At 69.9% G+C, this 24,005-nt stretch carries 22 protein-coding genes; 19 read left to right on the top strand and 3 right to left on the bottom strand.

Features of this window, described 5'->3' with window-relative positions; all coding sequences use genetic code 11:
• The first annotated feature begins 79 nt into the window (after positions 1–79).
• From mqnC to ABR737_RS20975, 3 genes are all read left to right on the top strand, one after another.
• Entirely contained in the window at positions 80–1,279 is a 1,200-nt protein-coding gene (gene mqnC, locus ABR737_RS20985) for a cyclic dehypoxanthinyl futalosine synthase (protein WP_350251673.1), read from the top strand.
• Between the two features lie 38 nt (positions 1,280–1,317).
• The gene (locus ABR737_RS20980; RefSeq protein WP_350251672.1) at positions 1,318–1,956 is read left to right on the top strand and encodes an imidazolonepropionase-like domain-containing protein; all 639 of its coding nucleotides are present in this window, start codon (positions 1,318–1,320) and stop codon (positions 1,954–1,956) included.
• A 63-nt stretch (positions 1,957–2,019) separates the two neighbouring features.
• Positions 2,020–2,721, top strand: coding sequence for a demethylmenaquinone methyltransferase (locus tag ABR737_RS20975; RefSeq protein ID WP_350251671.1), 702 nt, complete (start codon positions 2,020–2,022; stop codon positions 2,719–2,721).
• A 76-nt stretch (positions 2,722–2,797) separates the two neighbouring features.
• Here ABR737_RS20975 and ABR737_RS20970 read toward each other — a convergent pair whose 3' ends face one another.
• Positions 2,798–3,328: a GNAT family N-acetyltransferase gene (locus tag ABR737_RS20970; RefSeq protein WP_350251670.1), complete on the bottom strand. Its 531-nt coding sequence runs from the start codon at positions 3,326–3,328 to the stop codon at positions 2,798–2,800.
• A 53-nt stretch (positions 3,329–3,381) separates the two neighbouring features.
• Here ABR737_RS20970 and ABR737_RS20965 point away from each other — a divergent pair, with 53 nt between their 5' ends.
• Both ABR737_RS20965 and ABR737_RS20960 read left to right on the top strand, forming a co-directional pair.
• Positions 3,382–4,746: a geranylgeranyl reductase family protein gene (locus tag ABR737_RS20965; RefSeq protein WP_350251669.1), complete on the top strand. Its 1,365-nt coding sequence runs from the start codon at positions 3,382–3,384 to the stop codon at positions 4,744–4,746.
• Between the two features lie 205 nt (positions 4,747–4,951).
• Positions 4,952–5,407, top strand: coding sequence for a carboxymuconolactone decarboxylase family protein (locus ABR737_RS20960; protein WP_350251668.1), 456 nt, complete (start codon positions 4,952–4,954; stop codon positions 5,405–5,407).
• A gap of 203 nt (positions 5,408–5,610) precedes the next feature.
• On the opposite strand, the gene ABR737_RS20955 is transcribed toward ABR737_RS20960, so the two are convergent.
• Positions 5,611–6,411 (bottom strand): C40 family peptidase, encoded by an 801-nt coding sequence (locus tag ABR737_RS20955; protein WP_350251667.1) that lies wholly within the window; start codon positions 6,409–6,411, stop codon positions 5,611–5,613.
• A 725-nt stretch (positions 6,412–7,136) separates the two neighbouring features.
• Between ABR737_RS20955 and ABR737_RS20950 the strand changes: the two genes are divergently transcribed.
• From ABR737_RS20950 to nuoN, 14 genes are read left to right on the top strand one after another with little or no spacing between them, the layout of a single operon-like run.
• On the top strand, positions 7,137–7,496 hold the full coding sequence (locus ABR737_RS20950; protein ID WP_006604811.1) for an NADH-quinone oxidoreductase subunit A: 360 nt from the start codon (positions 7,137–7,139) through the stop codon (positions 7,494–7,496).
• Positions 7,497–7,505: 9 nt separating this feature from the next.
• A complete protein-coding gene (locus tag ABR737_RS20945) occupies positions 7,506–8,060 on the top strand; it encodes a NuoB/complex I 20 kDa subunit family protein (RefSeq protein ID WP_350251666.1) in 555 nt (184 codons plus the stop codon).
• Positions 8,057–8,824, top strand: coding sequence for an NADH-quinone oxidoreductase subunit C (locus ABR737_RS20940; RefSeq protein ID WP_350251665.1), 768 nt, complete (start codon positions 8,057–8,059; stop codon positions 8,822–8,824). The genes ABR737_RS20945 and ABR737_RS20940 overlap by 4 nt, the downstream gene beginning before the upstream one ends.
• Positions 8,824–10,200: an NADH-quinone oxidoreductase subunit D gene (locus ABR737_RS20935; RefSeq protein WP_350251664.1), complete on the top strand. Its 1,377-nt coding sequence runs from the start codon at positions 8,824–8,826 to the stop codon at positions 10,198–10,200. Before ABR737_RS20940 ends, ABR737_RS20935 begins: the two co-directional genes overlap by 1 nt.
• 35 nt (positions 10,201–10,235) lie before the next feature.
• A complete protein-coding gene (nuoE, locus tag ABR737_RS20930) occupies positions 10,236–11,105 on the top strand; it encodes an NADH-quinone oxidoreductase subunit NuoE (RefSeq protein ID WP_350256868.1) in 870 nt (289 codons plus the stop codon).
• Positions 11,105–12,487, top strand: a complete 1,383-nt coding sequence (gene nuoF / locus ABR737_RS20925; RefSeq protein WP_350251663.1) for an NADH-quinone oxidoreductase subunit NuoF — start codon at positions 11,105–11,107, stop codon at positions 12,485–12,487. The genes nuoE and nuoF overlap by 1 nt, the downstream gene beginning before the upstream one ends.
• A complete protein-coding gene (locus ABR737_RS20920) occupies positions 12,484–14,991 on the top strand; it encodes an NADH-quinone oxidoreductase subunit G (protein ID WP_350251662.1) in 2,508 nt (835 codons plus the stop codon). The genes nuoF and ABR737_RS20920 overlap by 4 nt, the downstream gene beginning before the upstream one ends.
• Complete coding sequence (gene nuoH / locus ABR737_RS20915) at positions 14,988–16,373, top strand: NADH-quinone oxidoreductase subunit NuoH (protein ID WP_502964349.1); 1,386 nt, start codon at positions 14,988–14,990, stop codon at positions 16,371–16,373. Before ABR737_RS20920 ends, nuoH begins: the two co-directional genes overlap by 4 nt.
• On the top strand, positions 16,366–16,956 hold the full coding sequence (nuoI, locus tag ABR737_RS20910; RefSeq protein WP_350251661.1) for an NADH-quinone oxidoreductase subunit NuoI: 591 nt from the start codon (positions 16,366–16,368) through the stop codon (positions 16,954–16,956). The genes nuoH and nuoI overlap by 8 nt, the downstream gene beginning before the upstream one ends.
• A complete protein-coding gene (locus tag ABR737_RS20905; RefSeq protein ID WP_350251660.1) occupies positions 16,953–17,822 on the top strand; it encodes an NADH-quinone oxidoreductase subunit J in 870 nt (289 codons plus the stop codon). The genes nuoI and ABR737_RS20905 overlap by 4 nt, the downstream gene beginning before the upstream one ends.
• Positions 17,819–18,118 carry an NADH-quinone oxidoreductase subunit NuoK gene (nuoK, locus tag ABR737_RS20900; protein WP_018090964.1) on the top strand — a complete coding sequence of 100 codons (300 nt, stop codon included), beginning with the start codon at positions 17,819–17,821 and terminating at the stop codon, positions 18,116–18,118. Before ABR737_RS20905 ends, nuoK begins: the two co-directional genes overlap by 4 nt.
• Positions 18,119–18,131: 13 nt before the next feature.
• Positions 18,132–20,015, top strand: coding sequence for an NADH-quinone oxidoreductase subunit L (gene nuoL, locus ABR737_RS20895; RefSeq protein WP_350251659.1), 1,884 nt, complete (start codon positions 18,132–18,134; stop codon positions 20,013–20,015).
• Positions 20,016–20,018: 3 nt separating this feature from the next.
• The gene (locus ABR737_RS20890; protein WP_350251658.1) at positions 20,019–21,677 is read left to right on the top strand and encodes an NADH-quinone oxidoreductase subunit M; all 1,659 of its coding nucleotides are present in this window, start codon (positions 20,019–20,021) and stop codon (positions 21,675–21,677) included.
• The gene (gene nuoN, locus ABR737_RS20885) at positions 21,674–23,326 is read left to right on the top strand and encodes an NADH-quinone oxidoreductase subunit NuoN (RefSeq protein WP_350251657.1); all 1,653 of its coding nucleotides are present in this window, start codon (positions 21,674–21,676) and stop codon (positions 23,324–23,326) included. The genes ABR737_RS20890 and nuoN overlap by 4 nt, the downstream gene beginning before the upstream one ends.
• Positions 23,327–23,466: 140 nt before the next feature.
• Here nuoN and ABR737_RS20880 read toward each other — a convergent pair whose 3' ends face one another.
• A complete protein-coding gene (locus ABR737_RS20880; RefSeq protein ID WP_350251656.1) occupies positions 23,467–23,946 on the bottom strand; it encodes a hypothetical protein in 480 nt (159 codons plus the stop codon).
• Positions 23,947–24,005 lie beyond the last annotated feature (59 nt).

Here is a 24,005-nt window from a genome sequence, read left to right as displayed (position 1 = left end):
CTGACCGGCGACGGCGCTGTCGTACCCCTGACGTACGCTGGTTCAGTTCGTGATGCCCGCCTGCGAAAGGGACGCCCCGGTGACCGAGAACGCCGACCTCCAGTCCGTACTCGACCGCGCCGCCCAGGGCGGCCGCATCACGCCACAGGAAGCGCTCGACCTGTACCGCTCCGCTCCGCTGCATGCGCTGGGCCAGGCCGCCGACGCCGTGCGCCGCCGCCGCTACGCCGGCACCGAGCACATCGCGACGTACATCATCGAGCGCAACATCAACTACACCAATGTGTGCGTGACGGCCTGCAGGTTCTGCGCCTTCTACGCCGCGCCCAAGGACACCGCCAAGGGCTGGACCCGCGATCTCGACGACATCCTGCGCCGCTGCGCGGAGACGGTCGAACTGGGCGGCACCCAGATCATGTTCCAGGGCGGCCACCACCCGGACTACGGCGTCGAGTACTACGAAGAGCACTTCTCCGCCATCAAGAAGGCGTTCCCGCAGCTGGTCATCCACTCCCTCGGGGCCTCCGAGATCGAGCACATGGCGCGGATCTCCAAGGTGTCGGCCGAGGAGGCGATCTCGCGCATCCACGCCGCGGGCCTGGACTCCTTCGCGGGTGCCGGCGCCGAGCTCCTGCCCGCCCGTCCCCGTAAGGCCATCGCGCCGCTGAAGGAGTCCGGCGAGCGCTGGCTGGAGATCATGGAGGCGGCCCACAAGCTGGGTGTCGAGTCCACCTCCACCATGCTCATGGGCACCGGCGAGACCAACGCCGAGCGGATCGAGCACCTGCGGATGATCCGGGACGTCCAGGACCGTACGGGCGGCTTCCGCGCCTTCATCCCGTACACCTACCAGCCGGAGAACAACCACCTGAAGGGCCAGACGCAGGCCACCCTCTTCGAGTACCTGCGCATGATCGCCATCGGCCGGATCTTCCTCGACAACGTCGCGCACATCCAGGGCTCGTGGCTGACCACCGGCAAGGAGATCGGCCAGCTGTCGCTGCACTACGGCGCGGACGACCTGGGCTCGATCATGCTGGAGGAGAACGTCGTCTCCTCCGCCGGCGCCAAGCACCGCTCCAACCGCATGGAGATCATCGACCTGATCCGCAAGGCGGACCGGGTCCCGGCGCAGCGCGCGACCACGTACGAGCACCTGCTCGTCCACGACGATCCGGCCAACGACCCGGTCGACGACAAGGTCGTCTCGCATCTGTCGTCGACGGCGATCGAGGGCGGCACGGCGCATCCGGAGCTGAAGCTCGTCGAGGCCAACTGAGCGCCCTGCGGGCGGCGTCGGAAGTGAGCTGAGCGGCCGTGCTGACGATTCACGCAGCCGACGCGGTGTTCGGGGCCGGTCCGCGGTGTGACGCCGTGGCCGTCGACGGCGGTGCGATCGCGGGCGTCGGGACGCTGGAGCGGATGACGGCCGCGTGGCCGCAGGCCAGGGTGCGGCGCTGGCCCGGGCTGATGACGCCCGGGCTGGTCAATCACCAGGCGGCGGCGCTGCTCGAAGCGGCCTACCACCCGGATCCGCGGGAGGCCGACGAGCTGGGCACCGAACCGCTCACCGGCGACGCGCTCGCGGCGCTCCCGATGGACGATGCGCGCTGGGGGGCGAGCGCCCGGCGCGGCTTGCAGCGCATGCTCCAGCACGGCACGACCGCGGTGGCCGGGCCCTTCCGCCGGACGCCGGTGCGCACGGCCGTGGCGCGCTCCGGCCTGCGCGTGTGCGCTCCACGGGAAGGGCACGAAGCCGCGGCCACACTCGACGTCTTTGCCGTGCAGCCGCTGAGCGCCGTGCTGGGCGGCGACCTCGCCGAGGGCCGGCCGGCGGATCTCGCGGTCTTCGACGTCCCGGTCGACGAGCTGCCGGCCCGCGCGCTACGGCTGCACGGGGCCGGAACGTGCCTGGCCACCGTCCTCGCCGGCCGCCTGGTGTACCGCCGCCGCTGACGGCGGGCGTGCCGGGCCGTGCCCGGTGCGGGCGCGGCCCCCGGCACGGTGGACAATGGCCGGGTGACCCGAGCATCCCTGGACAAGCAGCCGCACGAAGTCGCCGCGATGTTCGACGACGTGGCGGCACGGTACGACCTCACCAACGATGTGCTGTCCCTGGGGCAGGCGCGGCTGTGGCGCAAGGAGGTGGACCGTGCGGTGGCCGCCCGGCCCGCCGAGCGGGTGCTCGACCTCGCGGCCGGTACGGGCACCTCCTCGCTGCCGTTCGCGCGCAGCGGCGCCTACGTCGTGCCGTGCGACTTCTCCGTCGGCATGCTGGGGGAGGGCAAAAAGCGGCACCCGTGGCTGCCGTTCACGGCCGGTGACGGCACCCGGCTGCCGTTCGCGGACGGGGTGTTCGACGCCGTCACCATCTCCTTCGGGCTGCGCAACATCCAGGACACCGACGCCGCGCTGGCCGAGCTGTACCGGGTCACCAAGCCCGGCGGCCGGGTCGTGATCTGCGAGTTCAGCGAGCCGACCTGGGCGCCGTTCCGGACCGTCTACACCGAGTACCTGATGCGCGCGCTGCCGCCGGTCGCCCGCGCGGTCAGCAGCAACCCGGACGCCTACGTCTACCTCGCCGAGTCCATCCGCACCTGGCCGAACCAGCCCGAACTCGCCGCCCGGCTGCAGGGCGTGGGCTGGAGTGAGGTGGCCTGGCGCAATCTGACCGGCGGCATCGTGGCGATGCACCGGGGGCGCAAGCCGGCCGGGAGCTGACGGCGAGGGCTGACGGCCGGGGCTGACGCCGGACGCCGGCCCCGTCGCGCCGCCCGGCCCCCGCCCCGCCGGTCGCTCACACCTCCAGCCGGTGGCAGTACGCCGTCCGCTGCGCGGGTGTGATCACCATCTCCGCCCGCCGCATTCCCAGCCGCCGGGTCACCGCGATCGACCGCTCGTTGTGCGCGTCCACCAGGGAGACCACACGGCGGACGCCGGCCGTGCGGACGGCCGCCAGCGCGGCCTGCGCCGCGGCGGTGGCGTAGCCCTTGCCCCAGGAGGCGCGCCCCAGCCGCCACCCGATCTCGATCTCGCCCGCCGGGCCCCAGTCCCACGGCCACGGCTGGGCGCCGGCGAAGCCGAGGACCGCGCCGTCCGCCGGATCCACCAGCGTGTACAGGCAGAATCCCCGCTCCGCGTGGTGCCTGCGCTGGCGCGCGGTGAGCTCCTCGTAGACGGAGAGTTCGGCCGGTGTGCCGCCGTGGAATTCCATGACGTCCGGGTCGTTGAAGACCCGGTGCCAGTTCATCGCGTCCTCATCGGTGGGCACACGCAGTTCGACGGCAGGAAGCGGCCGGTCCACGGGCGGGGTGTTCACAGACTTCACGGCACAACCCTTCAGGTTCTGATCACCACGACCCCCATAGACTGACGTGCCCGGTGCCGGTCGGCACCCAGAAATCCAGATATCGACTTCCGGGAGACAGCACCGTGACCGAGTCCGCGTCCGTGACCGATTCCGTGACCAGCGCCCGCTCGGAGCACAGCGCGGACGTGATCGTCGTCGGTGCCGGGCCCGCCGGCTCGGCGACCGCCTACCACCTCGCCAAGTCCGGTCTGGACGTGCTCCTGCTGGAGAAGACCGCATTCCCGCGCGAGAAGGTCTGCGGCGACGGGCTGACCCCGCGCGCCACCAAGCAGCTGGTCGCGATGGGGATCGACATCTCCGAAGAAGCGGGCTGGCTGCGCAACAAGGGCCTGCGGATCATCGGCGGCGGCTCCCGCCTCCAGCTCGATTGGCCGGATCTGGCCTCCTACCCCGACTACGGACTGGTCCGTAAGCGCGACGACTTCGACGAGCAGCTGGCCCGGCAGGCGCAGAAGGCCGGCGCGCGGCTGTACGAGCGCTGCAACGTGGGCGCGCCGATCATCAACGACCTGACCGGCCACATCACGGGCGTGCACGCCAAGCTCGGCGAGGAGAAGACCCCGGTCACCTTCCACGCCCCGCTCGTGGTCGCCGCCGACGGCAACTCCACCCGGCTCTCCCTGGCCATGGGGCTGCACCGGCGCGAGGACCGTCCCATGGGCGTGGCCGTGCGGACGTACTTCACCTCGCCCCGGCACGACGACGACTACCTGGAGTCCTGGCTGGAGCTGTGGGACCGCCGCGGCGCCGAGGACCGGCTGCTGCCCGGCTACGGCTGGATCTTCGGCATGGGCGACGGGACCAGCAACGTCGGCCTCGGCATCCTCAACTCCAGCTCCGCCTTCAAGGAGCTGGACTGGCGCGAGATCCTCAAGGCGTGGTGCGCCTCGATGCCCGCCGAGTGGGGCTACACGCCGGAGAACATGACCGGGCCGATCCGTGGCGCCGCGCTCCCCATGGCGTTCAACCGCCAGCCGCACTACACCAAGGGCCTGCTGCTGGTCGGCGACGCGGGCGGCCTGGTCAACCCGTTCAACGGCGAGGGCATCGCCTACGCCATGGAGTCCGGCGCGATCGCCGCCGAGGTCATCGTGCAGGCGCACGCCCGCGCCACGTACGCGCAGCGCGAACTGGCCCTGCAGCGCTACCCGAAGATCCTCAAGGACACCTACGGCGGCTACTACTCCCTGGGCCGCGCCTTCGTGAAGCTCATCGGCAACCCCAAGGTCATGAAGATCGCCACCCAGCGCGGTCTGACCCACCCGCTGCTGATGCGCTTCACCCTCAAGATGCTCGCCAACCTCACCGACCCCACGGGCGGCGACGCGATGGACCGCATCATCAACGGCCTGAGCAAGGTCGCGCCGAAGGCCTGAGGCCGGGTCGCCGGGCCTTCACGAGGCTCCGGCGCCGGGCGGGAGCCCCGGTGCCTGCCCCTGGCGAGCGCCCCACGGGCGGTCCGGGAAACATCCCGGGCCGCCCCTGTCGCGTGGGCCCTCCCTGCCACGTGGGCCGCCCCGTCACATTCTCCGGCCGGGATCCGTCAGCGCAGTAACGACGCGATTCCTTGAGGAGACAGTGATGGACGCACGAATGAAGAACCCCGCGATAGTCCTGCCCGAGGCCCTGCAGCCCCTTCTCGACGTGGTCAAGGCCACCCGTCAGGGCGGGGTGCCGGAGGCCACGCTGGAGCTGGTGCACCTGCGCGCGAGCCAGATCAACGGCTGCAGCTTCTGCGTCGACGGGGGTGTGAAGAACGCCAGGAAGCAGGGCGTGAGCGACGACAAGCTGTTCGCGGTCGCGGCCTGGCGGGAGGCGCCGTACTTCTCGGACGCCGAGCGCGCCGCCCTGGCGCTCACCGAGGCCGCCACCCGGCTCGCCGACCGCAGTGACCCGGTGCCGGACCCGGTCTGGGAGGACGCCGCGGACCACTTCGACGAGCGGCAACTGTCGGCGATCATCCTGACGATCGGTGTCACCAACCTCTTCAACCGGCTCAACGCGACCACCAAGCAGCCAGCGGGCGCGGGCTGGTGACCGGCGGCCCGCCCGCGGCCCTCCGGCCGGCGGGCGGGCACGGGCGCCGGGAGGGGACGGCAAGGGCGCCGGGAGAGCCGCGACGACACGGGCGCCGGGAGGGCCGTGACGGCACGACCAGGAGACCCGCGCACACCAAAGGGCCGTCCCTCCCGAGCGGCGAGAGGGACGGCCCTCATGGGGGCGCTGAGGGCGTGGTGGTCCTAAAGGACGCGCACCGCGCCGGTCGGCATGTCGTAGTCGAGCGGGCGCTCGACGATGCCGGTGCTGGAATTCTGGGCGCCGATGAACTTGCCGCCGCCGACGTAGACGCCGACGTGGTAGGCGCTGCCCGCGCTGCCCCAGTACAGGACGTCGCCGACCTGGAGGTTGTCCAGGCCGACCTGCTTGCCGGCGGTGGACTGGTCCTGGGAGACCCGCGGCAGGTCGATGCCGACCTGCTTGAAGGCGGCCTGGGTCAGGCCGGAGCAGTCGTACGCCGAGGAGCCGGTGGCGCCGAGCACGTAGGCCTTGCCGAGCTGCGCCTTCAGGAAGGAGACCAGGGTGGCGGTGCTGCCGGTGGCGCTGGACGACGACGGGGCGGACAGCGTCGAACGCTCGGAGGAGCGCGAGGCACGGGCCTGCGCGGCCTCCTTGGCCTTACGGGCTTCCTCGGCCTTCTTCTTCGCCTCGGCCTTGGCCTTCTTCACGGCCTCGGCCTTGTCCTTCTCGGCGGCCTTGGCGGCCTTGGAGAAGGCGCTGTCCTGGAGAGCCTGGCGCTCGTAGTTGAACGCGACCTGCTCGGCGGTGTCGGCGCTCTTCGTGGCGCTGGTGGCCAGCGCCGTCGTGATCGTCGGCATCTCCTGGGTTTCGGAGACGGGCTTCTCCGCGGCGTTGGCCGGCACGGTGGCGCCGGTCACCGCGAGGGTGAGGAAGCCACCGGTCACGCCCGCGCGCAGCGCCCGCGAGGACGCGGAAGGACGGCGGGGCTTCCGGTGGCTGGGTATGAGTGCGTTCGGGGACATGGCAACAACGGCTATCAGGAGCCGCAGGTTGCTGCCAAGAAAGGTGCAGTGCGCCACACTTGACGTGTACGCGACGAATAAAACGGACTTTTGACCGCCCGGCGAGCCGGCGACGGGATGTCCGAATTTCGCGATCATGTTCCTACGCATGGCATTTGCTGCTCGATGCGGGGGCGGCGAGGGCTTATCACTTCCCCATCCGCCACGCCAAGGCTTCCCGGGCGTCAAGGACTTAGTGCTGGAAATAGCGTGGGATAGGTCACTCTTGAGTGTCCGTTATGTTCCCGTGACCTGGCGTCGGCCGGATGCTCGTGAATCGATGCACGTACCGATGATCACGGTCAGGTCACGAGCGGATCACGCCTGCGGGCCGCCCCCGTATAGCAGTTGGTCGCGTCCGGCGCCAATTTGCCTGTAGCGGCATCCACTTGATATCGACAACCCCGCCCTGACCAGCGGTAACCCATGCGAATGTCACCTCTGGTGATCACTCGCGCGCTTCGCGTATGAAGATCACCGCTCATCCGACTTCATGATCCTTCGCCGGGTGGTGGAGATCACAAAGGCGTTGTTCACTCCCGTGTCGCAGATCACAGACCAGCGGGCATAAGATGCTGGCGGTTCGGGCTTGTGAACTGCCTCACATATGCACGACCTCCATGGGGCAGCCGGAGGGCCCGAGCGGACCGCCATCCAGTCATCGTCGACTGAAGGGAGCGAGGACGGTGAACGCTTATGCGCCCATCCTCGTACTGGGAGCCCTCGGGGCAGGCTTTGCGATCTTCTCCGTCGTGATGGCCACCCTCGTCGGGCCCAGGCGTTACAACCGGGCCAAGCTCGAGGCGTACGAGTGCGGGATCGAGCCGACGCCACATCCGTCCGGTGGCGGTCGCTTCCCGATCAAGTACTACCTGACGGCGATGCTCTTCATCGTCTTCGACATCGAGATCGTCTTCCTCTACCCCTGGGCCGTCACCTTCGACGCCCTGGGGCTGTTCGGGCTCGTCGAGATGCTGCTCTTCGCGCTCACCGTCTTCGTCGCCTACGCCTATGTCTGGCGTCGTGGCGGCCTGGAATGGGACTAGGGGTCACACATGGGACTTGAAGAGAAGCTGCCCAGCGGCTTTTTGCTGACCACTGTCGAACAGGCCGCGGGCTGGGTGCGCAAATCATCGGTCTTCCCCGCGACCTTCGGGCTGGCCTGCTGCGCCATCGAGATGATGACGACCGGCGCCGGGCGCTACGACCTGGCCCGCTTCGGCATGGAGGTCTTCCGCGGCTCCCCGCGGCAGGCGGATCTGATGATCGTGGCCGGCCGGGTGAGCCAGAAGATGGCCCCCGTTCTGCGGCAGGTCTACGACCAGATGCCGGACCCGAAGTGGGTGATTTCCATGGGGGTTTGCGCCTCATCAGGTGGAATGTTCAATAACTACGCGATTGTGCAGGGCGTCGACCACATCGTTCCCGTCGACATCTATCTGCCGGGCTGCCCGCCGCGCCCCGAGATGCTGATGGACGCCATCCTCAAGCTGCATCAGAAGATCCAGAACACCAAGCTCGGGGTCAATCAGCAGCAGGCCGCCCGCGAGGCGGAGGAGGCGGCGCTCAAGGCACTCCCGCTGATCGAGATGAAGGGGCTGCTGCAGTGAGTGAGCAGAAGAACCCCGGCGAGCCGGACGGCGAGAACGGCACGGACGACGCCGTTCCCGCGCAGCGCGACGACACCGGCGAGGCGATCGCCACCCGCCGCGGCATGTTCGGCGCCGACAACGGCGGCGACACCAGCGGCTACGGCGGACTCGTCCGGACCGTCCGGCTGCCCGGCGCGAGCAGCCGCCCGTACGGCGGGCCCCGCGGCGACGGGGGAGGGTACGGAGAGTTCGACGAGATCGCCGACGAGCTGGAGGGCGCTCTCGACGAACAGGGCCTGGTCCCCGAGAACGTCATCGAGAAGACGGTCGTGGACCGCGCCGAGCTGACCTTCCACATCGAGCGCAGCTACCTGCCGACGGTCGCCAGGACCCTGCGCGACGATCCGGCGCTGCGCTTCGAGCTGTGTACGGGCGTGAGCGGAGTGCACTTCCCGGGCGACACGGGCCGCGAGCTGCACGCCGTCTACCACCTGCGCTCGATCACCCACAACCGGCTCATCCGGCTGGAGGTCTCCGCCCCGGACGCCGACCCGCACGTGCCCTCGCTGGTGGAGGTCTATCCGACCAACGACTGGCACGAGCGCGAGACCTACGACTTCTTCGGAATCGTTTTCGACGGCCATCCGGCGCTGACGCGGATCATGATGCCCGACGACTGGCAGGGCTTCCCGCAGCGCAAGGACTACCCGCTCGGCGGCATCCCCGTCGAGTACAAGGGCGCTCAGATTCCGGCTCCCGACCAGCGGAGGTCGTACAGCTGATGACTACTGCACCGCACTCCCACTCCCCGAACGGCCACCGCACCGCCAGCGACTTCGACACGACGGAGTCCCTGGCCCGGGAGACCACCGAGGGCACCGTCTACAACGTCTCCGGTGGCGACTGGGACGAGATCGCGGCCGCCGCCGTGAAGTCCGACGACGAGCGGATCATCGTCAACATGGGGCCGCAGCACCCCTCCACCCACGGCGTGCTCCGGCTGATCCTGGAGATCGACGGCGAGACCGTCACCGAGGCCCGCTGCGGCATCGGCTATCTGCACACCGGCATCGAGAAGAACCTCGAATTCCGGACCTGGACGCAGGGCACCACCTTCGTCACGCGCATGGATTACCTCACCCCCTTCTTCAACGAGACGGCCTACTGCCTGGCCGTGGAGAAGCTGCTGGGGATCACCGACCAGATCCCCGACCGGGCCACCGTCATCCGCGTGCTGCTGATGGAGCTCAACCGGCTGAGCTCCCACCTCGTGGCGATCGCCACCGGCGGGATGGAGCTGGGCGCCACCACGATCATGATCTACGGCTTCCGCGACCGCGAACTCATCCTCGATCTCTACGAGCTGATCACCGGCCTGCGGATGAACCACGCCTACATCCGGCCCGGCGGCCTCGCCCAGGACCTGCCCCCGGGCGCGGTCGACCAGGTGCGCGAGTTCGTGAAGAAGATGCGCAAGAACATCCCCGAGTACGACAAGCTCGCCACCGGCAACCCGGTCTTCAAGGGCCGGATGGAGGGCATCGGCTATCTCGACCTGGCCGGCTGCATGGCCACCGGCGCCACCGGGCCCATCGTGCGCTCCGCGGGACTGCCGCACGACCTGCGCAAGACGCAGCCGTACTGCGGTTACGAGACCTACGACTTCGAGGTGCCGACCGCCGACACCTGCGACGCGTACGGCCGGTTCCTGGTCCGGCTGGAGGAGATGCGCCAGTCGCTGCGGATCGTCGAGCAGTGCCTGGACCGGCTGGCGCCCGGCCCGGTGATGGTCGCGGACAAGAAGATCGCCTGGCCCGCCCAGCTGGCCCTCGGCCCGGACGGCCTGGGCAACTCCCTCGACCACATCAAGAAGATCATGGGCACCTCGATGGAGGCCCTGATCCACCACTTCAAGCTGGTGACCGAGGGCTTCCGGGTCCCGCCGGGACAGACGTACGCGGCCGTCGAGTCGCCCAAGGGCGAGCTGGGCGTGCATGCGGTCAGCGACGGCGGCACCCGCCCCTACCGGGTGCACTTCCGCGACCCGTCCTTCACCAACCTCCAGGCCATGGCGGCGATGTGCGAAGGCGGCCAGGTCGCCGACGTCATCGTCGCCGTCGCGTCCATCGACCCCGTGATGGGAGGCGTCGACCGGTGAACCCCACCGAGGCAAACCATGACGTGCAGCTGGGGATGCCCGCACTCCCCGCCCCCGACTATCCGGTGGACGTACGGGCCCGGCTGGAAGCGGACGCCAAGGAGGTGATCGCCCGCTACCCCGGCGCGCGCTCGGCGCTGCTGCCGCTGCTGCACCTCGTCCAGGCCGAGGAAGGGCACGTCACCCGCACCGGCATCCGCTTCTGCGCCGAAATGCTCGACCTCACCACCGCCGAGGTCACCGCGGTCTCGACCTTCTACTCCATGTACCGCCGCAAGGCGAGCGGCGACTACCAGGTCGGAGTCTGCACCAACACGCTGTGCGCGGTGATGGGCGGCGACGCCATCTTCGAGGACCTCAAGGAGCACCTGGGCGTCGGCAACGGCGAGACCACCGAGGACGGCGCCGTCACCCTCGAACACATCGAGTGCAACGCGGCCTGCGACTTCGCCCCGGTCGTGATGGTCAACTGGGAGTTCTTCGACAACCAGACGCCACAGTCCGCCCGGCAGCTCGTCGACGACCTGCGGGCCGGCCGGAGCGTGCGGCCCACCCGCGGTGCGCCGCTGTGCACCTTCAAGGACACCGCCCGGATGCTCGCCGGCTTCCCGGACGAGCGTCCTGGCGCCGTCGAGGCCACCGGCGGAGCGGGCCCCGCCTCGCTGATCGGGCTGCGGCTCGCCAAGGGCGAGGCCGTCCCCGGCCGTGGCGCCGACCACGTCATCGCGCCGCGCACCGCCGAGACCACCGACGGGGCCACCGACGCGACCGGCGGCGAACCCCCGTCCGGCCACCCCGCCGAGGAGCCGCCCGCCGGGCACCCCAGCTCCCATGACGCACCGCAGCAGACCTCGGCCTCCGATGACCAGCACCCATCCGGCCCCGCAGCAGAGGAGGGGGAGTGATGACAGTGGCAGCCGAACACGGGGGCGCCTCCCGGCCGGACGCCGGCGGGGAGACCAACCCCGAGAAGCTTCTGACGCCCGTCCTGTCCGCCTTCTGGGACCAGCCCGAACCCTGGACGCTGGAGACCTACCGTCGGCACGAGGGGTACGAGGGCCTGCGCAAGGCGCTCGCCATGCCCCCGGACGACGTCATCGCGTACATCAAGGACTCCGGGCTGCGTGGCCGCGGCGGCGCCGGCTTCCCCACCGGGATGAAGTGGCAGTTCATCCCGCAGGGCGACGGCAAACCGCACTACCTCGTCGTCAACGCCGACGAGTCGGAGCCCGGGACCTGCAAGGACATCCCGCTCCTCTTCGCGAACCCGCACTCCCTCATCGAGGGGATCGTGATCGCCTGCCATGCGATCCGGTCGCACCACGCCTTCATCTACCTGCGCGGCGAGGTCGTGCCCGTCCTGCGGCGGCTGCACGAAGCCGTGCGCGAGGCCTACGCGGCGGGTTTCCTCGGGCGGAACATCCTCGGCTCGGGACTCGACCTGGACGTGATCGTGCACGCGGGCGCCGGCGCGTACATCTGCGGTGAGGAGACCGCGCTGCTGGACTCGCTGGAGGGGCGTCGCGGACAGCCCCGGCTGCGTCCCCCCTTCCCGGCGGTGGCGGGCCTGTACGCCTGCCCCACTGTCGTGAACAACGTCGAGTCCATCGCCTCGGTTCCCGCGATCATGAACCGGGGCAAGGACTGGTTCCGGTCGATGGGCAGCGAGAAGTCCCCGGGCTTCACGCTCTACTCGCTCAGCGGCCATGTCACCCGCCCCGGCCAGTACGAGGCCCCGTTGGGCGTCACCCTGCGCCAGCTGCTGGACATGAGCGGCGGAATGCGCCGCGGCCACCGGCTGAAGTTCTGGACGCCGGGCGGCTCCTCGACGCCGATGTTCACCGACGAACACCTCGACGTCCCCCTGGACTACGAGGGCGTCGGCGCGGCCGGTTCGATGCTCGGCACCAAGGCGCTGCAGTGCTTCGACGAGACCACCTGCGTGGTGCGGGCGGTCACCCGCTGGACCGAGTTCTACGCGCACGAGTCCTGCGGCAAGTGCACGCCCTGCCGCGAAGGGACCTACTGGCTGGTGCAGTTGCTGCGCGACATCGAGGCCGGCAAGGGCCGGATGGACGACCTCGACAAGCTGAACGACATCGCCGACAACATCAACGGCAAGTCCTTCTGCGCCCTCGGCGACGGCGCCGCCTCGCCGATCTTCTCCTCCCTGCAGTACTTCCGCGAGGAGTACGAGCAGCACATCACCGGGAAGGGCTGCCCCTTCGACCCGGCCAAGTCGACCCTGTGGGCCGACAACGACGCTCACCTGGGGGTGAATGCATGACCGTCACCACAAATGCCCCTACGGGGGGCGGCGAGGCCGCGGTCCCGCCGGAGGACCTCGTCACCCTGACGATCGACGGCATCGAGATCTCCGTCCCCAAGGGGACGTTGGTCATCCGTGCCGCCGAACTCCTCGGCATCGAGATCCCGCGGTTCTGCGACCACCCGCTGCTGGACCCGGCGGGCGCCTGCCGGCAGTGCATCGTCGAGGTCGAGGGCCAGCGCAAGCCGATGGCCTCGTGCACCATCACCTGCACCGACGGCATGGTCGTCAAGTCGCAGCTCACCTCGCCGGTGGCCGAGAAGGCCCAGCGCGGCGTGATGGAGCTGCTGCTGATCAACCACCCGCTGGACTGCCCGGTCTGCGACAAGGGCGGCGAGTGCCCGCTGCAGAACCAGGCGATGCAGGTCGGCGACCCGGAGTCGCGCTTCGAGGGCAAGAAGCGCACCTTCGCCAAGCCGGTGCCGATCTCCACCCAGGTGCTGCTGGACCGCGAGCGGTGCGTGCTGTGTGCGCGCTGCACCCGCTTCAGCAACCAGATCGCCGGCGACCCGATGATCGAGCTGCTCGAACGCGGCGCCCTCCAGCAGGTCGGCACGGGGGAGGGCGACCCCTTCGAGTCGTACTTCTCCGGCAACACCATCCAGATCTGCCCGGTCGGCGCGCTCACCTCCGCCGCGTACCGCTTCCGCTCCCGCCCGTTCGACCTGGTCTCCTCGCCCTCGGTGTGCGAGCACTGCGCGGGCGGCTGTGCGACGCGTACCGACCACCGGCGCGGCAAGGTCATGCGGCGGCTGGCGGCGAACGATCCCGAGGTCAACGAGGAGTGGATCTGCGACAAGGGGCGGTTCGCCTTCCGCTACGCGCAGCTGCGCGACCGGCTGGAGCAGCCCCTCGTACGCAACCCGGAGTCCGGTGAACTGGAGCCGGCGAGCTGGCCCGAGGCCCTGGCCGCGGCGGCCCGCGGGCTGTCCGCCGCCAAGGGGCGCACCGGAGTGCTGACCGGCGGCCGGCTGACCGTCGAGGACGCCTACGCCTACGCCAAGTTCGCCCGGATCGCGCTGGACACCAACGACATCGATTTCCGGGCACGGGTGCACAGCGCCGAGGAGGCCGAGTTCCTGGCGTCCCGGGTCGCCGGGCGGGGCCGCGATGTGGACGGCAGCGGCGTCACGTACACCGCGCTGGAGCAGGCGCCGGCCGTCCTGCTGGCCGGTATCGAGGCCGAGGAGGAGGCGCCCGGCGTCTTCCTGCGGCTGCGCAAGGCGCACCGCAAGAGCGGACAGCGCACCTTCGGGCTGGCAGGTTACGCCTCCCGCGGGCTGATCAAGGCGGGCGGCACGCTGCTGCCGGCCGCGCCCGGCACCGAGACCGAATGGCTGGACGCGCTCGCGGGCGGCGTCGGGCTGGAGGGCGAGGGGCAGGCGGCGGCCGAGGCGCTGCGGGCCGACGGCGCGGTGATCGTCGTCGGCGAACGGCTGGCGGCCGTGCCCGGCGCCCTGACCTCCGCCGTCCGTGCCGCCACGGCCACCGGCGCCCGGCTGGTGTGGATCCCCCGGCGGGCGGGCGAACGCGGCGCCGTCGAGGCGGGCGCACTGCCCGGCCTGCTGCCCGGCGGCCGGCCGGCCACCGACCCGCGGGCCCGCGACGAGGTCGCGGCCGTCTGGGGCGTGGCCGCGCTGCCTCACCGGCACGGCCGGGACACCGGCCAGATCATCGAGGCGGCGGCGACCGGCGAGCTCGGTGCCCTGCTGGTGGCGGGCGTCGAGGCCGCCGACCTGCCGGACCCGGCGCGTGCGCTGGCAGCCCTGGACGAGGTCGGCTTCCTGGTCAGCCTGGAGCTGCGGCCCTCGCAGGTCACCGACCGGGCGGATGTGGTCCTCCCGGTGGCGGCCGTGGTCGAGAAGGCCGGCACCTTCCTCAACTGGGAGGGCCGGGCGCGGCTGTTCGAGGCCGCCCTCAAGCCGGACCAGATGACCCGCCGGCACCTGCTGCCGGATGCCCGGGTGCTGCACATGCTCGCCGATGCCCTCGACGTCCATCTGGCGCTGCCCGACATCCGCGCGGTCCGCCGCGAACTGGACCGGCTCGGCGGCTGGGACGGTCCGCACGCGGGCGAGCCCCGGGAGAGCGGACGCCCGCTGCCCCGCCCCGAACCCGGCGAGGCGGTGCTCGCCGGACACCGGCTCCTGCTGGACCAGGGGCTGCTCCAGGAGGGCGACGAGGCGCTGGCCGGCACCCGGCACGCCGCCGTTGCCCGGCTGTCGCAGGTCACCGCGCAGGAGACCGGGGTCAAGGACGGAGACCTGCTGGCGGTCACCGGACCGGCCGGCCCGGTCCGCCTGCCGCTCCAGGTCACGCCGATGCCCGACCGGGTGGTGTGGCTGCCGCTCAACTCGACGGGCGGTGGCATCGCCGCCGACACCGGGGCGCAACCCGGTGACCTGGTGAAGATCTCCGCCGTCCCGGGCACCCCGGAGCCGGCCGAGGAGGTGGACGCATGATGCAGCTCGGTCAACTCGCCGCCACCGGAAGCGCGCTGGCGCAGGAAGACCTGTCGATGTTCGGCCGCGACCCGTGGTGGCTGGTCGTCATCAAGGCGGTCTTCTGCTTCGCGTTCCTGATGCTGACGGTGCTGTTCTCGATCGTCTGGGAACGCAAGGTCGTCGCCTGGATGCAGCTGCGCATCGGCCCCAACCGGCACGGCCCCTGGGGGATGCTGCAGTCCCTCGCCGACGGCATCAAGCTGATGCTGAAGGAGGACCTGGTCGTCAAGCGGGCCGACAAGGTGGTCTACATCCTCGCGCCGGTCGTGGCGGCCATCCCGGCCTTCATGGCGATCGCGGTGATCCCCTTCGGCCCGGCCGGCAACGAGATCTCCATCTTCGGCGTCCGCACCCCGATGCAGCTCACCGACCTGCCGATCGGCATCCTCTACATCCTGGCCACGGCCTCGGTCGGTATCTACGGCATCGTGCTGGCCGGCTGGTCCTCCGGCTCGACCTATCCGCTGCTCGGCGGGCTCCGCTCGTGCGCGCAGATGATCTCGTACGAGATCGCCATGGGGATGTCGTTCGCGGCGGTGTTCCTCTACTCCGGGTCGATGTCGACGTCGACCATCGTGGAGTCGCAGCAGAACAGGTGGTACGTCCTGCTGCTGCCGGTGTCCTTCATCATCTACATCGTCGCGATGGTGGGCGAGACCAACCGTGCGCCCTTCGACATGCCGGAGTCCGAGGGCGACCTCGTCGGCGGCTTCAACACCGAGTACTCGTCCATCAAGTTCGCGATGTTCATGCTCGCCGAGTACATCAACATGGTCACCGTCTCGGCGGTCGCGATCACGCTCTTCCTGGGCGGCTGGCGGGCCCCCTGGCCGATCTCCACGTTCTGGGAGGGCGCGAACCACGGCTGGTGGCCGCTGCTCTGGTTCACGGTCAAGGTGCAGCTGCTGCTGTTCTTCTTCATCTGGCTGCGCGGCACCCTTCCCCGGGTGCGCTACGACCAGTTCATGAAGCTGGGCTGGAAGGTCCTCATCCCGGTCTCGCTGGTCTGGCTGATGCTGGTCGCCACCGTCCGGGCGCTGAAGAACGAGGGCTACAACTTCTCCCAGATCGTGCTCTATGTCGCCGGCGGCGCCGTCGTGCTGCTGCTGATCTCCCTCCTCGTGGACTTCTTCCGGCGCGCCGAGAAGGAGGAGACGGGCGGAGACGGGGCCTTCGACCCGATGGCCGGCGGCTTCCCCGTGCCGCCGCTGCCCGGACAGAGCCTGCCGCCGGTGCCGCGACGCCGGCCGCGCCGCGAGCGCGAGCTGATTGTCAGTGGCGGGGCGGACACTGTCAGTGACGGAATCGGAAACGACGGAAAGGGGGGCGACGGTGCCTGAGTTCCAGAACCCCGTGGCCGGCTTCGGCGTGACCTTCAAGGCCATGTTCAAGAAGCGGCTGACCGAGCAGTACCCGGAGGAGAAGAAGCCGACGGCGCCGCGTTTCCACGGCCGCCACCAGCTCAACCGCCATCCCGACGGGCTGGAGAAGTGCATCGGCTGCGAGCTGTGCGCCTGGGCCTGCCCGGCGGACGCGATCTACGTCGAGGGCGCGGACAACACCGCCGAGGAGCGCTACTCCCCGGGTGAGCGCTACGGCCGCGTCTACCAGATCAACTACCTGCGCTGCATCCTGTGCGGCCTGTGCGTGGAGGCCTGCCCGACCCGCGCACTGACCATGACCAACGAGTACGAACTCGCCGACCGGTCCCGCGAATCGCTCATCTACACCAAGGAGGAGCTGCTGGCGGGCCTGTCGGAGACGATGGTCGACTCCCCGCACGCGATCTACCCCGGCATGACGGAGAAGGACTACTACCAGGGCCTGGTGGCCGAGGCCGCTCCGGGGACCGTCCGTCAGGTCGCGGCCTCCAAGGGCGAGAAGGCCGACGGGAACGCCCGGGAGAAGGGGGCGAAAGCATGACCTCTCTCGCCGCCGCGGCCTCCATGACCTCCACCGGAGAGGCCGTGCAGTTCTGGATCCTGGGCATCGTCGCCGTCAGCGGCGCGCTGTGCACGATCCTGATGAAGCGGGCCGTGCACAGCGCCCTCTCGCTCGCCGGGACCATGATCGTGCTGGCGGTCTTCTACCTCGCCAACGGTGCGTACTTCCTCGGCGTCGTCCAGATCGTCGTCTACACGGGCGCGATCATGATGCTGTTCCTCTTCGTCGTGATGCTGGTCGGTGTCACCGCCGCGGACTCCCTCAAGGAGACGCTGAAGGGCCAGCGCTGGCTCGCCGCCGGACTGGGCATCGGCTTCGGCATCCTCTTGATCGCCGGGATCGGCAACGCCTCGCTCAAGGAGTTCGACGGCCTGGGCGAGGCCAACGCCGGCGGCAATGTGCAGGGCCTGGCCGCGCTCATCTTCACCAAGTACGTCTTCGCCTTCGAAATCACCGGCGCGCTGCTGATCACGGCGGCCGTCGGCGCGATGGTGCTCACCCACCGGGAGCGTACGGAGCGCGCCAGGACGCAACGCGAGCAGTCCGAGGCGCGCATCCGCGAGGGCAAGCAGGTGCCGCCGCTGCCCGCCCCGGGCGTCTACGCCCGGCACAACGCCGTCGACATCCCGGGCCTGCTGCCCGACGGCACCACGTCCGAGCTGAGCGTCAGCCCGACGCTGCGGGAGCGCGGCCAGATGCGCGATGTCTCCGGTGAATCGCTCGCCGAGCTGAAGGCGCTGGAGGAGCGCTCCGAGAACTGGCTGGGCCGGGGTTCGGAGGAGCCCCGGCCCTCCTCGTCCGGTGGCGTGGCGCCGAAGGAGCACAAGGAGGGGGCCAAGAAATGAACCCGGTCTACTACCTCTATCTCGCCGCCCTGTTGTTCACCATCGGTGCGGCCGGGGTGCTGATCAGGCGGAACGCCATCGTGGTGTTCATGTGCATCGAGCTGATGCTCAACGCCTGCAATCTCGCCTTCGTCACCTTCTCGCGGATGCACGGGAATCTGGACGGCCAGATCATCGCCTTCTTCACGATGGTCGTCGCCGCGGCCGAGGTCGTGGTCGGCCTGGCGATCATCGTGTCGATCTTCCGCACCCGTCATACGGCCTCGGTCGACGACGCCAGCCTGATGAAGCTGTAAGGGGTCGCACAAAGTGGAGAACTTGATCGCGCTGCTTGTCGCGGCACCGCTGGTCGGTGCGGCCCTGCTGTTGTGCGGAGGTACACGACTCGACCGCACCGGCCACCTCATCGGCACGCTGTTCTCGGTGGCGTCGTTCGCCATCGGAGTGGTGCTCTTCGCCGACATGCTCGGCAAGGGCGTCGACGACCGCGCGCTGCACCAGCACCTGTTCACCTGGATTCCGGTCGGCGGCTTCCACGCCGATATCGCCTTCCAGCTCGACCAGCTGTCGATGACCTTCGTCCTGCTGATCACCGGTGTCGGATCGCTGATCCACATCTACTCGATCGGCTATATGGAGCACGACGAGCGGCGCCGCCGCTTCTTCGGCTACCTCAACCTCTTCCTCGCGGCGATGCTGCTGCTCGTCCTCGCCGACAACTACCTCCTGCTGTACGTCGGCTGGGAGGGCGTCGGCCTCGCCTCGTACCTCCTCATCGGCTTCTGGCAGCACAAGCCGAGCGCGGCCACCGCCGCCAAGAAGGCGTTCCTGGTCAACCGGGTCGGCGACATGGGCCTGTCCATCGCGATCATGCTGATGTTCACGACGTTCGGGACCTTCGCCTTCGGCCCGGTGCTCGCCGCCACCGGTGACACTTCCGAGGGCAAGCTGACCGCCATCGGGCTGATGCTGCTGCTGGCCGCCTGCGGCAAGTCGGCGCAGGTACCGCTGCAGTCCTGGCTCGGTGACGCGATGGAGGGCCCGACCCCGGTCTCGGCCCTGATCCACGCCGCCACCATGGTCACCGCCGGGGTGTATCTGATCACCCGCTCCGGGGCGGTCTTCAACGCCGCGCCGACCGCCCAGCTGGCGGTCGTCGTGGTCGGTGCGGTCACGCTCCTCTTCGGTGCGATCGTCGGTTGCGCCAAGGACGACATCAAGAAGGCGCTGGCCGGCTCGACGATGTCGCAGATCGGCTACATGATCCTGGCCGCCGGCCTCGGCCCGATCGGCTACGCCTTCGCGATCATGCACCTGGTCACCCACGGCTTCTTCAAGGCGGGCCTCTTCCTCGGCGCCGGCTCCGTGATGCACGGCATGAACGAGGAGGTGGACATGCGCCGTTACGGCGGCCTGCGGAAGTACCTGCCGGTCACCTTCGTCACCTTCGGCCTCGGCTATCTGGCGATCATCGGCTTCCCCGGTCTGTCCGGCTTCTTCTCCAAGGACAAGATCATCGAGGCGGCGTTCGCCAAGGGCGGCACCGAGGGCTGGATCCTCGGCGGCGCGGCCCTGCTGGGCGCGGCGATCACCGCGTTCTACATGACCCGGGTGATGCTGATGACGTTCTTCGGCGAGAAGCGCTGGAACCCCGACGAGGTGCATCCGCACGAGTCGCCGAAGGTCATGACGCTGCCGATGATCGTGCTGGCCCTCGGATCGGTCTTCGCGGGCGGGCTGTTCAGCATCAACGAGGCCTTTGTGAAGTGGCTGGAGCCGGTCACCTCGTTCGCGCACGGCCACTCCCCGGTCAGCGCGACCACCGTCACCGCCTCGACGATCGTGGTGCTGCTCCTCGGCGTCGGCATCGCCTGGCTGATGTACGGCCGCAAGCCCGTTCCGGCGCTCGCCCCGCGCGGCTCGCTGCTGACCCGGGCGGCCCGCCGCGATCTGCTCCAGGACGACTTCAACCACGTCGTGTTCGTACGCGGCGGGGAAGAGCTCACCGGCACCCTCGTCCAGCTCGACCGCACCCTCGTGGACGGCGCGGTCAACGGCACGGCGGCCTCGATGGGCGGACTCTCCGGCCTGCTGCGCCGGTTGCAGACCGGATTCGTCCGTTCGTACGCGGTCCAGATGCTGGGCGGGGCCGCCGTTCTCGTCGCCGCGACCCTGCTGATGAGGGGTGTCTGAGCCATGTCGTTTCCCCTGCTGACGGCGGTGGCCGTGGTGCCGGCGGCCGGTGCGATCGCCACCGCCGCGCTGCCCGCCGCCAAGCGCACCGCGGCCAAATGGCTCGCGCTGCTGTTCTCGCTGGCCACCTTCGCGCTGGCGCTGGTGGTCGCGTTCCGCTTCGACCCCGGTGCCAAGGGCCCGTTCCAGCTCACCGAATCGCACGCCTGGATCAGCGACTTCGGTGTCCGCTACGAACTCGGTGTGGACGGCATCGCGGTCGCCCTGATCGCGCTGACCACCCTGCTGATCCCGTTCGTCATCCTGGCGGGCTGGCACGACGCCGATCCCCTGGAAGAGGCCACGCCCAACCGGCGCTGGCGGCCCACCCAGGGCTTCTTCGCGCTGATCCTGGCCGTCGAGGCGATGGTGGTCCTCTCCTTCGAGGCCACCGATGTCTTCCTCTTCTACCTCTTCTTCGAGGCCATGCTGATCCCGATGTACTTCCTCATCGGCGGCTTCGGGGACCGGGCGGGCGGGGACGGTGAGGAGCGGGACGCGAGCCGGCGGTCGTCGGCCGCGGTGAAGTTCCTGCTCTACAACCTCGCCGGCGGACTGATCATGCTGGCCGCGGTGATCGGGCTGTATGCGGTCACCGCCGACCAGCTCGGCACCGGCACGTTCTCGCTGCAGCAGATCGTCGAGGCGCGGGCGGCCGGCAAGCTGGAGATCGGAGCCGGCACCGAACGGCTGCTCTTCCTCGGCTTCTTCTTCGCCTTCGCGGTGAAGGCGCCGCTGTGGCCGCTGCACACCTGGCTGCCCGGTGCCATGGGCGAGTCGACCTCGCCGGTCGCGGTGCTGATCACCGCGGTCGTCGACAAGGTCGGCACCTTCGCGATGCTCCGCTTCTGCCTCCAGCTCTTCCCCGGGGCCAGCAGCTGGGCCACCCCGGTCATCCTCGTTCTGGCGCTGATCAGCGTGCTGTACGGCGCGCTGCTGGCGGTCGCCCAGCGGGACATCAAGCGGCTGATCGCCTACGCCTCGATCTCCCACTTCGGGTTCATCATCATGGGCATCTTCGCGATGACGTCCCAGGGCCAGAGCGGCGCGACGCTCTACATGGTCAACCACGGCATCTCGACCGCCGCGCTGATGCTGGTGGCCGGGTTCCTGATCAGCCGCCGCGGCTCGCGGATGATCGCGGACTACGGCGGCGTCCAGAAGGTCGCCCCGGTCCTCGCCGGCACGTTCCTCATCGGCGGCCTGGCCACCCTCTCGCTGCCCGGCCTGGCCCCGTTCGTCAGCGAATTCCTGGTCCTGGTCGGCACGTTCAGCCGCTATCCGGTGATCGGCATCATCGCCACCCTCGGCATCGTCCTCGCCGCGCTGTACGTCCTCGTCCTCTACCAGCGGACGATGACCGGGCCGGTGAAGACGGACGTGCGGAGCATGCCGGACCTGCGGGTACGGGAGCTGGTGGTGGTGGCGCCGCTGATCGCGCTGCTGCTCTTCCTCGGGGTGTATCCGAAACCGCTCACCGACCTCGTCAATCCGGCGGTCGGCCACACCCTGTCCGTCGTGGACAAGAAGGACCCCAAGCCCCCTGTGCAGGTGGACGCCGTGCCCGGTGGAGGCCGGGCCGGCCATACCGTGCGCCCTCAAGACGTGGAGGCCGCGAAGTGAGTTCCGTGGCAAGTGTCCACAGCCTGTGGACAGCGGCGGCCGGTGCGCCGGGCAAGATCCCGGCACCGCACATCGAGTACGCCCAGCTGTCGCCGACGCTGATCGTCGTCGGCGCGGCGGTGGCCGGCATCCTCATCGAGGGGTTCGTGCCGCGCCGGCACCGTTACTACTCCCAACTGCTGCTGACCGTGGTGGCGCTGGCCGCCGCGTTCGCCGCGGTGATCGGCCTGGCGGCCGGCGGCTTCGGCTCGTCCAAGGCGCACCTCGCGGCCATGGGCGCCCTCGCCGTCGACGGCCCGGCGCTGTTCCTGCAGGGCACGATCCTGCTGGTGTCCCTCATCGCGGTCTTCACCTTCGCCGAGCGCCGGCTCGACCCGGCGGCGCACGGCAAGCGCGTGGACTCCTTCGCCGCTCAGGCCGCGGCCGTTCCCGGCGGCGCCGCCGAACAGGCCGCGGTCAAGGCCGGGTTCACCACCACCGAGGTCTTCCCGATCCTGCTCTTCGCGGTCGGCGGGATGCTGGTCTTCCCGGCGGCCAACGATCTGCTGACGCTCTTCATCGCGCTGGAGGTCTTCTCCCTCCCGCTGTACATCCTGTGCGCGCTGGCCCGCCGCCAGCGGCTGCTGTCGCAGGAGGCCGCGGTGAAGTACTTCCTCCTCGGCGCCTTCTCGTCGGCCTTCCTGCTGTTCGGCGTGGCCCTGCTGTACGGCTACGCGGGCACGGTCACCTACGCCGGGATCGCCGAGGTGGTCTCGGACGGCGCCAAGCAGATCGATCCGGCGCTGGCCGGCACGATGGGCAATGACGCGCTGCTGCTGATCGGTGCGGCGCTGGTGCTGATGGGGCTGCTGTTCAAGGTCGGCGCGGTCCCCTTCCACATGTGGACCCCGGACGTCTACCAGGGCGCCCCGACCCCGGTCACCGGCTTCATGGCGGCCGCCACCAAGGTCGCCGCGTTCGGTGCGCTGCTGCGGCTGCTGTACGTCGCCCTGCCGGGCCTGCGCTGGGACTGGCAGCCGGTGATGTGGGGCGTCGCGATCCTCACGATGCTGGGCGGAGCGATCGTCGCCATCACCCAGACCGACATCAAGCGGCTGCTGGCCTACTCCTCCATCGCCCACGCCGGCTTCATCCTCGCCGGTGTCATCGCCACCAGCAAGGACGGCATCTCCTCGGTGCTCTTCTACCTCGGCGCCTACTCCTTCGTGACGCTCGGCGCCTTCGCCGTGGTCACCCTGGTGCGGGACGCGGGCGGCGAGGCCACCGCGCTGTCCAAGTGGGCCGGGCTCGGCCGGCGTTCGCCGCTGGTGGCCGCGGTCTTCGCGGTCTTTCTGCTGGCCTTCGCGGGTATCCCGCTGACCTCCGGTTTCGCCGGAAAGTTCGCGGTGTTCAAGGCGGCTGCGCAAAGCGGCGCGGGCTGGCTGGTGGTCGTCGGTGTGATCTCGTCGGCCATTGCCGCGTTCTTCTACATCCGCGTCATCGTGCTGATGTTCTTCAACGAGCCCAAGGCGGACGGCCCGACCGTCGCGGTGCCCAGCCCGCTGACGACCACGGCCATCGCCGTCGGCGTCACGGCCACGCTGGTGCTCGGCCTGGCGCCGCAGTACTTCCTCGACCTGGCCGGCCAGGCCGGGGTCTTCGTGCGCTGAGATCCGGCGGCGCGCCACGACAGCGGCCGCCGCCCGGAGCCCTCGGGGGGTTCCGGGCGGCGGCCGTCGTCGTGCGGCGCGCGGTCCGGCCTGTGGCGGGCGGTCCGGCCTGCGGTGGGCAGCCCGCCGGGTGGCGGCGGTCAGCTCTTGGGCATACCGCTCGGCAGCTGCGGCATGTCGGGGACCTTCACGCTGCCGTCGCTGGACTTGGTGTACTTCTCGGTGGGCCCGTTCTTCCAGTCGACGGTCAGGGTCTTGCCGTCGGCAGCGGGCTTGAGGGTGCCCACGGTGCGGGTGGTGTCCTTGTCGGTGCACTTGATCGCGGCCATGGTCATCCCGGCCATCTCCTGGACCTTGCCCAGGCAGGCGGCCTTGTGCCCGTTGCTGAAGGCGACGGTGCCCTTGCTGATCACCAGGATCAGCGGGCTGCTCTTCGTGCCGGCCTTCCAGGCGCCCTCGACGGCACCGGCGCCCGCGGGCTTGTCGGGAGTCGACGGCGCGTCCGGCGACTTGCTCGGCTTGCTGTCGTTGCCGCTGCCGTTGTCGCCGCTGCTTCCGCAACCGCTGAGCAGCATCGCGGCGATGGCTGCCGCCCCGGCGATCTGCGCTGCCTTACGCACGTACGTCTCCTCCGTTGTGGGTCAGGGACCCGTGAGGCTAGCAGCGGCCCGTGACGGTT

The sequence above is a fragment of the Streptomyces sp. Edi2 genome, assembly GCF_040253635.1.
Lineage (GTDB): Bacteria > Actinomycetota > Actinomycetes > Streptomycetales > Streptomycetaceae > Streptomyces.
Note: the sequence above shows the minus strand (reverse complement) of the source record. Positions and strands in the feature narration are given on the sequence as shown.